The 12,958-nt window shown below is 69.2% G+C and carries 12 protein-coding genes; all 12 read left to right on the forward strand.

Annotation, left to right across the window (positions count from 1 at the left end; genetic code table 11):
* The first annotated feature begins 138 nt into the window (after nucleotides 1-138).
* Complete coding sequence (locus ABD357_RS06270) at nucleotides 139-681, forward strand: LemA family protein (RefSeq protein ID WP_344388051.1); 543 nt, start codon at nucleotides 139-141, stop codon at nucleotides 679-681.
* 279 nt (nucleotides 682-960) lie between these two features.
* A complete protein-coding gene (gene pdxS, locus ABD357_RS06275) occupies nucleotides 961-1,875 on the forward strand; it encodes a pyridoxal 5'-phosphate synthase lyase subunit PdxS (protein ID WP_344388052.1) in 915 nt (304 codons plus the stop codon).
* Nucleotides 1,876-1,881: 6 nt separating this feature from the next.
* Nucleotides 1,882-2,490: a pyridoxal 5'-phosphate synthase glutaminase subunit PdxT gene (gene pdxT / locus ABD357_RS06280; RefSeq protein WP_344388053.1), complete on the forward strand. Its 609-nt coding sequence runs from the start codon at nucleotides 1,882-1,884 to the stop codon at nucleotides 2,488-2,490.
* 48 nt (nucleotides 2,491-2,538) lie between these two features.
* A complete protein-coding gene (locus ABD357_RS06285) occupies nucleotides 2,539-3,291 on the forward strand; it encodes a YebC/PmpR family DNA-binding transcriptional regulator (RefSeq protein ID WP_033324912.1) in 753 nt (250 codons plus the stop codon).
* A gap of 203 nt (nucleotides 3,292-3,494) precedes the next feature.
* The gene (gene ruvC, locus ABD357_RS06290) at nucleotides 3,495-4,073 is read left to right on the forward strand and encodes a crossover junction endodeoxyribonuclease RuvC (protein ID WP_344388054.1); all 579 of its coding nucleotides are present in this window, start codon (nucleotides 3,495-3,497) and stop codon (nucleotides 4,071-4,073) included.
* Complete coding sequence (gene ruvA, locus ABD357_RS06295) at nucleotides 4,070-4,681, forward strand: Holliday junction branch migration protein RuvA (RefSeq protein ID WP_344388055.1); 612 nt, start codon at nucleotides 4,070-4,072, stop codon at nucleotides 4,679-4,681. Before ruvC ends, ruvA begins: the two co-directional genes overlap by 4 nt.
* A 167-nt stretch (nucleotides 4,682-4,848) precedes the next feature.
* Nucleotides 4,849-5,919, forward strand: coding sequence for a Holliday junction branch migration DNA helicase RuvB (ruvB, locus tag ABD357_RS06300; protein ID WP_344388057.1), 1,071 nt, complete (start codon nucleotides 4,849-4,851; stop codon nucleotides 5,917-5,919).
* A gap of 166 nt (nucleotides 5,920-6,085) precedes the next feature.
* The gene (gene yajC, locus ABD357_RS06305) at nucleotides 6,086-6,571 is read left to right on the forward strand and encodes a preprotein translocase subunit YajC (RefSeq protein ID WP_344388058.1); all 486 of its coding nucleotides are present in this window, start codon (nucleotides 6,086-6,088) and stop codon (nucleotides 6,569-6,571) included.
* A 141-nt stretch (nucleotides 6,572-6,712) separates the two neighbouring features.
* Nucleotides 6,713-8,470: a protein translocase subunit SecD gene (secD, locus tag ABD357_RS06310; RefSeq protein WP_344388059.1), complete on the forward strand. Its 1,758-nt coding sequence runs from the start codon at nucleotides 6,713-6,715 to the stop codon at nucleotides 8,468-8,470.
* Nucleotide 8,471: 1 nt separating this feature from the next.
* On the forward strand, nucleotides 8,472-9,599 hold the full coding sequence (gene secF / locus ABD357_RS06315) for a protein translocase subunit SecF (protein WP_344388060.1): 1,128 nt from the start codon (nucleotides 8,472-8,474) through the stop codon (nucleotides 9,597-9,599).
* Nucleotides 9,596-10,144 (forward strand): adenine phosphoribosyltransferase, encoded by a 549-nt coding sequence (locus tag ABD357_RS06320; protein WP_344388062.1) that lies wholly within the window; start codon nucleotides 9,596-9,598, stop codon nucleotides 10,142-10,144. Before secF ends, ABD357_RS06320 begins: the two co-directional genes overlap by 4 nt.
* A gap of 226 nt (nucleotides 10,145-10,370) precedes the next feature.
* Nucleotides 10,371-12,953: a RelA/SpoT family protein gene (locus ABD357_RS06325; protein WP_425584752.1), complete on the forward strand. Its 2,583-nt coding sequence runs from the start codon at nucleotides 10,371-10,373 to the stop codon at nucleotides 12,951-12,953.
* Nucleotides 12,954-12,958: the final 5 nt, after the last annotated feature.

Raw genomic sequence — 12,958 nt, forward strand, 5'->3', positions numbered from 1 at the left:
GAGGCCGTGCCCGAGCACACGATCACCATGCACTTCGCGGTGGTCGGGACGGGTGACGCACTCAGCCGATCCCGGTGATCCGCGTGCGGCCCCGGGCCGCACCGGAGGCCTGGTCCGGCACCGGTAGCCTGTGCGCCCGTGACCTTCACCCTGATCTGGATCGTGGTCGCCCTTGTGGCGATCGGCCTCTACTTGAGCTGGACCGCGGGCCGACTCGACCGGCTGCACGTCCGGATCGACGCCGCGCGCGCCGCCCTCGACGCGCAACTCCTGCGGCGTGCGTCGGTCGCACAGGAACTGGCCACTTCCGGCGTGCTCGATCCGGCCGCCTCGATCGTCCTCTACGAGGCGGCGCATGCGGCTCGGCAGGCCGAGGAGGAGCAGCGGGAGGTCGCCGAGAGCGACCTCAGCCAGGCGTTGCGGGCCGTCTTCGGGGAGGCGCAGCAGGTCGAGGCGGTACGCGAGGCCCCCGGCGGCGAGGAGGCCGCCCGCGAGCTCGCCCAGGCGGTACGCCGGGTGCCGATGGCCCGCCGCTTCCACAACGACGCCGTACGCGCCGCCCGCGCCCTGCGCCGCCACCGCAAGGTCCGCTGGTTCCGGCTGGCCGGCCACGCACCATTCCCGCTGGCCTTCGAAATGGACGACGAGCCTCCGGCGGCCTTGGCCGATCGCTCGGGCTAGGCGCGGGTTTGGCACCTGGGTTTCGCCCCGCCGCCCCTACCCCTCCCGAGGGGGCTGATTTTCAGCCCGTCCGGCGTTCGAGGACGAGGCCGTCAGGCCGATGGGGGTCTGGGGGCGCAGCCCCCAGCGGGGCCCGGGGCGGAGTCCCGGGACGGGACGGGTAGGGGCGGCGGGGGCGAAATCATGCCACCCGCTCCCCATTGGCCCTTGCAGTGGCCTGGTCCCCTCGCGTTTCCTCGGTGTTTGCAGAAACCCTCTTTCAGCGAGTGAGGTCAACCCGTGTCGAGCACGCTCTCCAATTCCGCCCAGGCCCCCGAAACCGGCACCGCGCGCGTGAAGCGCGGAATGGCCGAGCAGCTCAAGGGCGGCGTGATCATGGACGTCGTCACGCCTGAGCAGGCGAAGATCGCCGAGGACGCGGGCGCCGTCGCCGTCATGGCCCTGGAGCGGGTCCCGGCGGACATCCGCAAGGACGGCGGCGTGGCCCGGATGTCCGACCCGGACATGATCGAGGGCATCATCGAGGCCGTGTCCATCCCGGTGATGGCCAAGTCGCGGATCGGCCACTTCGTGGAGGCCCAGGTCCTGCAGTCCCTCGGCGTCGACTACATCGACGAGTCCGAGGTCCTCACCCCGGCCGACGAGGTCAACCACTCCGACAAGTGGGCCTTCACCACGCCGTTCGTCTGCGGCGCCACCAACCTCGGCGAGGCCCTGCGCCGCATAGCCGAGGGCGCGGCCATGATCCGCTCCAAGGGCGAGGCCGGCACGGGCAACGTCGTCGAGGCCGTCCGCCACCTGCGCCAGATCAAGAACGAGATCGCCCGCCTCAAGGGCTACGACAACAACGAGCTGTACGCCGCCGCCAAGGACCTCCGCGCCCCGTACGAGCTCGTCAAGGAGGTCGCCGCACTCGGCAAGCTCCCCGTGGTGCTGTTCTCGGCCGGCGGTGTCGCCACTCCCGCCGACGCCGCCCTGATGCGCCAGCTCGGCGCCGAAGGCGTCTTCGTCGGCTCAGGCATCTTCAAGTCGGGCGACCCGGCCAAGCGCGCCGCCGCCATCGTGAAGGCCACCACCTTCTACGACGACCCCAAGATCATCGCGGACGCCTCCCGCAACCTGGGCGAGGCCATGGTCGGCATCAACTGCGACACCCTCCCCGAGGCCGAGCGCTACGCGAACCGCGGCTGGTAAGCACCCATGACTGAAGCACCCGTCATAGGTGTCCTGGCCCTCCAAGGCGACGTACGGGAGCACCTCATCGCCCTGTCCGCGGCCGATGCCGAGGCCAGGGCGGTGCGGCGCCCCGAGGAGCTCGCCGAGGTCGACGGACTGATCATCCCTGGCGGCGAGTCGACCACCATCTCCAAACTGGCCGTCCTCTTCGGAGTGATGGAGCCCCTCCGCGCGCGCGTGCGGGCCGGAATGCCCGTCTACGGCACCTGCGCCGGCATGATCATGCTCGCCGACAAGATCCTCGACCCGCGCTCGGGCCAGGAGACCATCGGCGGCATCGACATGATCGTGCGCCGCAACGCCTTCGGACGGCAGAACGAATCCTTCGAAGCGGCCGTCGACGTGAAGGGCGTCGAAGGCGATCCTGTAGAGGGCGTTTTCATCCGCGCCCCCTGGGTCGAGTCCGTCGGGGCCGAGGCCGAGGTGCTCGCCGAGCACGACGGCCACATCGTCGCCGTACGCCAGGGCAACGCGCTCGCCACGTCGTTCCACCCGGAACTCACCGGCGACCACCGCGTGCACGGTCTGTTTGTCGACATGGTGCGCGCGGACCGTACAGCGGAGTCCTTGTAGGATCTCTGCCGTTCGGACAGAGATGGGTTACGCGAAGGAGACAGGCAGATGTCCGGCCACTCTAAATGGGCCACGACGAAGCACAAGAAGGCCGTGATCGACGCCAAGCGCGGCAAGCTCTTCGCGAAGCTGATCAAGAACATCGAGGTCGCGGCGCGCATGGGCGGCGTGGACCTGGACGGCAATCCGACGCTGTACGACGCCGTGCAGAAGGCGAAGAAGTCGTCGGTCCCGAACAAGAACATCGATTCCGCGATCAAGCGCGGTGGTGGTCTCGAGGCCGGCGGCGCCGACTACGAGACCATCATGTACGAGGGTTACGGTCCGAACGGTGTCGCGGTGCTCATCGAGTGCCTCACCGACAACCGCAACCGCGCCGCCTCCGACGTACGCGTCGCCATGACCCGTAACGGCGGCTCGATGGCCGACCCCGGCTCGGTCTCGTACCTCTTCAACCGCAAGGGCGTCGTCATCGTCCCCAAGGGCGAGCTGTCCGAGGACGACGTCCTGGGTGCCGTACTCGAGGCGGGCGCCGAGGAGGTCAACGACCTGGGCGAGTCCTTCGAGGTGCTCAGCGAGGCCACCGACCTGGTCGCGGTCCGCACCGCCCTCCAGGACGCCGGCATCGACTACGACTCCGCAGAGGCCAACTTCGTCCCGACCATGCAGGTCGAGCTGGACGAAGAGGGCGCCAAGAAGATCTTCAAGCTGATCGACGCCCTGGAGGACAGCGACGACGTGCAGAACGTCTTCGCCAACTTCGACGTCAGCGACGAGGTCATGGAGAAGGCGAGCGCGTAGCGCTGCCGCGAGCGCCGCAGGTTTCGGCGGGCCGGTGGGACATCTCCCACCGGCCCGCCGCTGTTGTCGGTGGCAGCGGATAGCCTGGCGTCATTCAAAAGATCACCGTCCACGGACCGTAACCATCAATTGAGAAACACCGATGGTGCTCAACCAGGTCCGCGAGAGCGGCGGCGGTTTAGCCGCAAAGAAGGGGGGGCTGGATGCGCGTACTGGGTGTGGACCCAGGGCTGACCCGATGCGGCGTCGGTGTCGTCGAGGGTGTCGCCGGGCGCCCCTTGACGATGCTCGGCGTCGGGGTCGTACGGACGTCCTCGGACGCCGATGTCGGCCACCGCCTCGTCGCCATCGAGCAGGGCATCGAGGAGTGGATCGACGAGCACCGGCCCGAATGCGTCGCCGTGGAGCGGGTGTTCAGCCAGCACAACGTACGGACGGTCATGGGCACCGCCCAGGCCAGCGCTGTCGCCATGCTCTGCGCGTCCCGTCGCGGACTGCCCGTAGCCCTGCACACCCCCAGCGAGGTCAAGGCGGCCGTGACCGGCAGCGGCCGGGCCGACAAGGCCCAAGTCGGCGCCATGGTCACCCGCCTGCTGCGGCTCGACGCGCCCCCGAAGCCCGCCGATGCCGCCGACGCCCTCGCGCTCGCCATCTGTCACATCTGGCGTGCCCCGGCCACCAACCGTCTGCAACAGGCCCACGCCCAGGCCCGCGAGGCCCAGGCCCGGGCCCGACAGGCCCGGCAGCAGGCTCAGTCACTCGCCCGAAAGGCCCCCCGATGATCGCCTTCGTCAGCGGCCCGGTCGCCGCCCTCGCTCCCGACTCCGCGGTGGTCGAAGTGGGCGGCATCGGCATCTCCGTCCAGTGCACGCCGGGCACGCTGTCCGGACTCCGCATGGGCAAGGAGGCGAAACTCGCCACGTCCCTCGTCGTACGGGAGGATTCGCTGACCCTGTACGGATTCGTGGACGACGACGAGCGCCAGACCTTCGAGCTGCTGCAGACCGCGAGCGGTGTCGGCCCGCGGCTCGCCCAGGCGATGCTCGCCGTGCACGGCCCGGACGACCTGCGCCGCGCGATCTCCACCGGTGACGAGAAGGCGCTCATGGCTGTCCCGGGCATCGGCAAGAAGGGCGCCCAAAAACTCCTCCTGGAGCTCAAGGACCGCCTCGGCGAACCTCTCGGCACGGGCCGCCCGGCCGTCGGTACGCCCGTCTCCACCGGCTGGCGCGAGCAGTTGCACGCCGCGCTCATCGGACTCGGGTACGCGACAAGGGAGGCCGACGAGGCGGTCTCGGCCGTCGCACCGCAGGCGGAGGCGTCCGAAGGGGCTCCCCAGGTGGGCCAATTGCTGAAGTCCGCTCTGCAGACCCTCAACAGAGCGCGGTAGCAAGCGAGTTCCGCGAAGAGGCATACACGCCCGTCCGAACTACCAGACCGCGAGGCACACGTAATGCTGCATCTTCCCGGAGGGCACTGCGCCCCACAGTGGCTCCGCCGCGGGCCGGACCCCCGGCCGGACGACCTCCCCGGCACACCCCTGCGAGGTGAACTTCAGTGAACTGGGACGACCCGACCGACGAGAGCGCCGCCGAGCGGCTCGTCGGTGCGTCCGCCGACCGTGAGGACCAGGCCGTCGAGGCCGCCCTGCGTCCCAAGGACCTGGACGAGTTCATCGGCCAGGAGAAGGTCCGCGAGCAGCTCGACCTCGTCCTGCGCGCGGCACGCGCGCGTGGCGCCACGGCCGACCACGTACTGCTCTCCGGCGCCCCCGGCCTCGGCAAGACCACCCTCTCGATGATCATCGCCGCCGAGATGGAGGCCCCGATCCGCATCACCAGCGGCCCCGCCATCCAGCACGCGGGAGACCTGGCCGCGATCCTGTCCTCCCTCCAGGAGGGCGAGGTCCTCTTCCTCGACGAGATCCACCGCATGTCGCGGCCCGCCGAGGAGATGCTCTACATGGCGATGGAGGACTTCCGCGTCGACGTCATCGTCGGCAAGGGCCCCGGAGCCACCGCCATCCCGCTCGAACTGCCGCCCTTCACCCTGGTCGGCGCCACCACGCGCGCGGGACTGCTGCCGCCCCCACTCCGCGACCGCTTCGGCTTCACCGCGCACATGGAGTTCTACGAGCCCGCCGAACTGGAGCGCGTCATCCACCGCTCCGCGCACCTGCTCGACGTCGAGATCGGCGCCGAGGGAGCCGCCGAGATCGCCGGCCGCTCCCGGGGGACGCCCCGTATCGCCAACCGCCTGCTGCGCCGCGTGCGCGACTACGCCCAGGTCAAGGCCGACGGCGTCATCACCCGGGACATCGCCGCGGCGGCCCTCGCCGTGTACGAGGTGGACGATCGAGGTCTCGACCGCCTCGACCGCGGCGTCCTCGAAGCCCTGCTCAAGCTCTTCGGCGGCGGACCGGTCGGCCTCTCCACGCTCGCCGTGGCCGTGGGGGAGGAGCGCGAAACGGTCGAAGAGGTGGCCGAGCCCTTCCTCGTACGTGAAGGACTGCTGGCCCGCACTCCCCGCGGCCGCGTCGCCACACCGGCCGCATGGGCGCATTTCGGCCTCACCCGGCCCGGGCCTTCCACTGGTGGAAACGGACAACAGGACCTGTTCGGGGCGTGAGGGGGCGCAGACTCGCCGGACCAGGAACCACGGTGCAATGCTGGGCGTTGTTCCTTGAGTGCGGACTCGCTTAGACTCCGCCGATGCCGCCTTTGCCGGCGGCGTACATATACCCCCATCCATCAGGCCGCACAGCATCGCGGTCGAATGAAGGAAGTTCCGACCCGTGAGTCTCGTGACCCTCCTCCCGTTCATCGTGCTCATCGGGGCCATGTTCCTGATGACCCGGTCGGCCAAGAAGAAGCAGCAAGCCGCTGCGCAGATGCGCAACGAAATGCAGCCAGGCTCCGGCGTCCGCACGATCGGCGGCATGTACGCGACGGTGAAGGAGGTCAACGAGGACACGGTCCTCGTTGACGCAGGCCCGGGAGTCGACCTGCTCTTCGCCAAGAACGCCATCGGTGCCGTCCTCAGCGACGACGAGTACAACCGCATCGTGCATGGCATCGAGCACGACCTGAAGACCGACGAAGCCGTCGTCCCGGACGATGCCTCCTCCCTCACCGAGACCGACGAGCCCGCCGAGTCTTCCGACGACCAGCCCATCGACCTCGGCAAGAAGGAAGCGGCCGACGAGACCGCCGACGAGGAGCCGAAGAAGGCCGATGACGCAGAGCTGAAGAAGTCCGACGGCGAGTCCGACGCGAAGTAGTCATGACCGGGGACCGCGGAGTGCGCTGCTCGCGCACCGCGGTCCCCGGACCATGTTGTTTCGCGGGGAATCTCGACACCATTTCATGGCCGTCCGCGCAGGTGCCCCGTCGCCGGGCGGACAACGAGGGAGAACGAGAAGGTGGCAGCACCTAAGAAGGGCCGAAAGCAGAGCGCCCAGGGGAGGCCGGGTCGCACTCTGGCCCTGATGCTGATCGCGATCGTGGCGCTCACCGGTGGCATGTTCGCCTCCGGGCACACGACGCCGCGCCTCGGCATCGACCTCGCCGGCGGCACGAGCATCACGCTCGAGGCCCAGAACGAGCCAGGTCAGAAGAACGCGATCAACCCGACCAACATGAAGACCGCGGTCGGCATCATGGAGCGTCGCGTCAACGGCCTGGGCGTCTCCGAGGCGGAGGTCCAGACCCAGGGCGACAAGAACATCATCGTCAACATCCCCAAGGGCACGAACTCGGCGCAGGCCCGGGAGCAGGTCGGCACCACCGCCAAGCTCTACTTCCGTCCGGTTCTGACCGGGGCGCCGACGGGCGGTGCGACGGACCCCGGCGCTTCCCCTTCGCCCAGCCCTTCCGGGAACTCCGCGTCGCCTTCTGCCTCCGGGAAGTCTCCCTCGCCGACTCCCTCCGCCACTGCCACCACCCAGGGCCGCGCGGTGACGGAGGGCCTCGCTGCGAAGGATGAAGCGAAGAAGGCGTCCCCGACCCCCTCCACGACGCCCAGCGACAGCGCTTCCCCGCCGGCCGACCCCTCCGACGGCAGCGCCGCTGCCGCCGACGTGCAGAAGCAGCTGGACGCGCTGAACTGTTCCACGGCGAAGGGCCGTGCCGCGGCGAGCGAGAAGGCAAGCCAGGCCAAGGACTCCGAAACCATCGTCGCCTGCGATCCGGAGTCCCAGTACAAGTACGCGCTCGGTCCGGTTGCCGTGAACGGCGAGCGGGTCGAGGACGCCAGCGCCGTGTTCGCGACGACGACCGGCGAGGGCTGGATCGTCCAGATGAAGTTCGACAACAAGGGTTCGGATCAGTTCGCCGATGTCACCGGCAGGCTGGTCGGCCAGACACCGCCGCAGAACCAGTTCGCCATCGTCCTCGACGGCGAGATCGTCTCGGCTCCGTCGGTCAACTCGGCGATCACCGGCGGATCCGCCCAGATCTCCGGCGGCTTCACCCAGCAGTCCGCCGAGGACCTGGCGAACGTACTGTCCTACGGCGCCCTCCCGATCACCTTCGAGGAGGCGAGCGTCACCACGGTCGACGCCGCGCTCGGCGGCGACCAGCTGGAGGCCGGTCTGATCGCCGGCGCCATCGGCCTCGCCCTGGTCATCATGTACCTGCTGCTCTACTACCGTGGCCTGTCGCTGATCGCCATCGCCTCACTGCTGGTCTCGGCGGTCATGACGTACGTGATCATGTCGCTGCTCGGCCCGGCCATCGGCTTCGCGCTGAACCTGCCGGCCGTCTGCGGTGCGATCGTCGCGATCGGTATCACGGCGGACTCGTTCATCGTGTTCTTCGAACGCATCCGTGACGAGGTCCGTGAGGGCCGTACGCTGCGGCCCGCCGTCGAACGCGGCTGGCCGCGCGCCCGGCGCACCATCCTGGTCTCCGACTTCGTGTCGTTCCTCGCCGCCGCGGTGCTCTTCATCGTCACCGTCGGCAAGGTCCAGGGCTTCGCGTTCACCCTGGGTCTGACCACCGTCCTGGACGTGGTCGTGGTCTTCTTCTTCACCAAGCCGCTGATGACGATCCTCGCCCGCAAGAATTTCTTCGCGAACGGCCACAGTTGGTCCGGCCTGGACCCGAAGCGGCTCGGCGCCAAGCCACCGCTGCGCCGCTCCCGCCGCGTATCCGCTCCCGTCGACCCGAAGGAGGCGTGAGATGTCGAAGCTCGGCAACCTCGGCGCCCGTCTCTACCGCGGTGAGGTCGGCTACGACTTCGTCGGCAAGCGCATGCTCTGGTACGGCGTATCGATCCTGATCACCATCCTGGCCATCGTCGGCCTGGCGGTACGCGGCCTGAACATGGGCATCGAGTTCGAGGGCGGTGCCGTCTTCACCACCCCGAAGACCAGCGTTTCGGCATCCCAGGCGGAAGAGTACGCCGAGGAGGCAGCCGGCCACGACGCGATCGTGCAGGGCCTCGGCACGGGCGGGCTGCGCATCCAGGTCGCCGGCGTGGACACGGACAGGTCCGACCAGATCAAGTCGGAAATCGCCCGGGACATGAACCTCGACGCGGAGAGGATCAGCGCCGAGCTCGTCGGACCCAGCTGGGGTGACCAGATCGCCAACAAGGCGTGGCAGGGCCTGGGGATCTTCCTGGTCCTGGTGGTGATCTATCTGGCGATCGCCTTCGAGCGGCGCATGGCGTTGGCGGCGTTCGTCGCCCTCATCCATGACATCACCATCACGGTCGGCATCTACGCCCTCGTCGGCTTCGAAGTCACACCAGGCACCGTGATCGGTCTGCTGACGATCCTGGGTTATTCGCTGTACGACACAGTCGTCGTCTTCGACAGCCTCAAGGAACAGACGAAGGACCTCACCAAACAGACTCGCTGGACCTACAGCGAGGTGGCGAACCGCTCGATCAACAGCACCCTCGTGCGCTCCATCAACACCACGGTGGTCGCACTTCTCCCGGTAGCCGGACTGCTGTTCATCGGTGGCGGCGTACTCGGCGCAGGCATGCTCAACGACATCTCGCTGTCGCTGTTCGTGGGCCTCGCGGCCGGTGCGTACTCCTCGATCTTCATCGCCACGCCGCTCGTCGCCGACCTCAAGGAGCGCGAGCCGCAGATGAAGGCGCTCAAGAAGCGCGTACTCGCCAAGCGCGCCTCGGCGGCCTCGCAGAGCGAGCCCCAGGAGGCCCCTGCCGTCGACGAGCCGTACGACGAGGGGCCGGAAGACGCGGCGCCCGCGGTCGTCGGGCCGCCGCGCGGCCAGCGTTCGCAGCCGTCGTCCCGCAACAGGGGCCGCGGCCGACCTTCCGGGAAGCGCCGATGAGCGAGCTCACAGACATCTCGGAGTTGCTCCTCAGCCGTATCCGGGACGTGGCCGACTATCCGGAGCCGGGCGTGATGTTCAAGGACATCACCCCGCTCCTGGCCGACCCGGCGGCGTTCACGGCACTCACCGACGCGCTCGCCGAGATCAGCGTCCGCAGCGGCGCCACGAAGATCGTGGGCCTGGAGGCCCGTGGCTTCATCCTCGGCGCCCCCGTAGCGGTCCGCGCCGGGCTCGGCTTCATCCCCGTCCGCAAGGCCGGCAAGCTCCCCGGGGCGACGCTGAGCCAGGCGTACGAGCTGGAGTACGGCTCGGCCGAGATCGAGGTGCACGCCGAGGACCTGGCCGTGGGCGACCGCGTCATGGTCGTCGACGACGTCCTCGCCACCGGAGGCACCGCGGAGGCCGCGCTCCAGCTGATCCGCCGGGCCGGCGCCGAGGTGGCCGGAGTGGCCGTCCTCATGGAGCTCGGCTTCCTCGGCGGCCGGGGGCGGCTGGAACCGGCCCTCGCGGGCGCCCCGTTGGAGGCGCTCCTCACGGTCTGAGCTAGGGACTGAGCGACGCCCGGACACCCTGAGACAGGGCGTACGCAACGCCTGGGACGCTCGTAGGACACCGCGGAGGCGGGCCCGGAGGAATCCGGTGCCCGCCTCCTGCGTTTCTCCTGTACAAGGCAGTCTCTCCGGGCGAAGGCGAGTCCGCAGCAGGGGATCGCTACCATGGGATCTCCGGAGCCTGACCGGGGACCCGGATCGCGCACGAGGAGCCCTCTTGGCAGACGAGGCCCAGCCACTGACTCCCAGGGCTGAACACCTGGGGGCACCCCCAGCCGCCAAGCCCGACTCGGCGACGGGCACCGCGGCCGCGCCCACGAAGAACGCCAGAAGCGACACCGGCGGGCCGGTCCAGCATGCCCAGCCGGCCTCCGGCGGCACAGCGGCCGAGCAGTCGCGCCCGAAGCCTGCTCCTCCCGAGCGCGAGCGGCCGGGGCCCTCACCCACGCCTACGACCGCACCCGCGGTTCGCCCCGCGCCCGGCCAGCCCGCCCGCTCCGGCGGCTCCTCCAATCGCGTACGCGCCCGTCTCGCCCGCCTCGGCGTCCAGCGCTCCAACCCGTACAACCCGGTCCTGGAGCCCCTGCTGCGGATAGTGCGCAGCAACGACCCGAAGATCGAGACCTCCACGCTCCGCCAGGTCGAGAAGGCCTACCAGGTCGCCGAGCGCTGGCACCGCGGCCAGAAGCGCAAGAGCGGCGACCCGTACATCACACACCCGCTCGCCGTCACCACCATCCTCGCCGAGCTCGGCATGGACCCGGCCACCCTGATGGCGGGCCTGCTGCACGACACCGTCGAGGACACCGAATACGGGCTCGAGCAGCTGCGCCGTGACTTCGGCGACCAGGTCGCTCTCCTCGTCGACGGCGTCACCAAGCTGGACAAGGTCAAGTTCGGCGAGGCGGCCCAGGCCGAGACCGTACGCAAGATGGTCGTCGCGATGGCCAAGGACCCCCGCGTCCTGGTCATCAAGCTCGCCGACCGCCTGCACAACATGCGCACCATGCGCTACCTCAAGCGCGAGAAGCAGGAGAAGAAGGCGCGCGAGACCCTCGAGATCTACGCGCCGCTCGCCCACCGCCTGGGCATGAACACCATCAAATGGGAGCTGGAGGACCTCGCCTTCGCGATCCTCTACCCCAAGATGTACGACGAGATCGTCCGCCTCGTCGCCGAGCGGGCCCCCAAGCGCGACGAGTACCTCGCCATAGTGACCGACGAGGTCCAGTCCGACCTGCGCGCCGCCCGTATCAAGGCGACCGTCACCGGGCGCCCGAAGCACTACTACAGCGTCTACCAGAAGATGATCGTCCGCGGCCGTGACTTCGCGGAGATCTACGACCTGGTGGGCATTCGTGTACTGGTCGACACCGTCAGGGACTGCTACGCCGCCCTCGGCACCGTGCACGCGCGATGGAACCCGGTCCCCGGCCGGTTCAAGGACTACATCGCGATGCCCAAGTTCAACATGTACCAGTCGCTGCACACGACGGTCATCGGGCCCAACGGCAAGCCCGTCGAACTCCAGATCCGTACGTTCGACATGCACCGCCGCGCCGAGTACGGCATCGCCGCGCACTGGAAGTACAAGCAGGATCCCTCCGCCGGCGCCTCCAAGGTGCGCACGGACGCACCGAAGGGCCTGGGCAAGGACAAGGACGCCGTCAACGACATGGCGTGGCTGCGCCAGCTGCTCGACTGGCAGAAGGAGACCGAGGACCCCAGCGAGTTCCTGGAGTCCCTGCGCTTCGACCTGTCCCGCAACGAGGTCTTCGTCTTCACGCCCAAGGGCGACGTCATAGCGCTCCCCGCGGGCGCGACCCCGGTGGACTTCGCCTACGCGGTCCACACGGAGGTCGGCCACCGGACCATCGGCGCGCGGGTCAACGGTCGCCTCGTACCGCTCGAATCGACCCTGGACAACGGCGACTTGGTGGAGGTCTTCACCTCCAAGGCGGCCGGCGCGGGCCCCTCCCGCGACTGGCTCGGCTTCGTGAAGTCACCACGGGCTCGCAACAAGATCCGCGCCTGGTTCTCCAAGGAGCGCCGCGACGAGGCCATCGAACACGGCAAGGACGCCATCGTCCGCGCGATGCGCAAGCAGAACCTGCCGATCCAGCGCATTCTCACCGGCGACTCCCTGGTCACGCTCGCCCACGAGATGCGCTACCCCGACATCTCCGCGCTGTACGCGGCGATCGGCGAGGGCCATGTGTCCGCGCAGAACGTCGTGCAGAAGCTCGTCCAGGCGCTCGGCGGCGAGGAGGCCGCCACCGAGGAGATCGACGAGAGCGTGCCGCCCGCGCGCGGGCGCAGCCGCAAACGCCGCTCCAGCGCCGACCCGGGCGTCGTGGTCAAGGGCGTCGACGACGTGTGGGTCAAGCTGGCCCGCTGTTGTACGCCCGTCCCCGGCGACCCCATCATGGGCTTCGTCACGCGCGGCAGCGGCGTATCGGTCCACCGCACCGACTGCGTCAATGTCGACTCGCTGTCCCGCGAGCCCGAGCGCATCCTCGAGGTCGAGTGGGCGCCCACCCAGTCCTCTGTCTTCCTGGTCGCCATCCAGGTCGAGGCCCTGGACCGCTCACGCCTCCTCTCGGACGTCACACGCGTCCTCTCGGACCAGCACGTCAACATCCTCTCCGCGGCCGTCCAGACCTCCCGCGACCGCGTCGCCACCTCCCGCTTCACGTTCGAGATGGGCGACCCCAAGCACCTGGGCCACGTCCTGAAGGCGGTCAGGGGCGTGGAGGGCGTGTACGACGTGTACCGGGTGACGTCGGCGCGCAGGCCGTAACGACC

The organism is Streptomyces vastus (genome assembly GCF_039532825.1).
GTDB classification, from domain to species: Bacteria; Actinomycetota; Actinomycetes; order Streptomycetales; family Streptomycetaceae; genus Streptomyces; species Streptomyces vastus.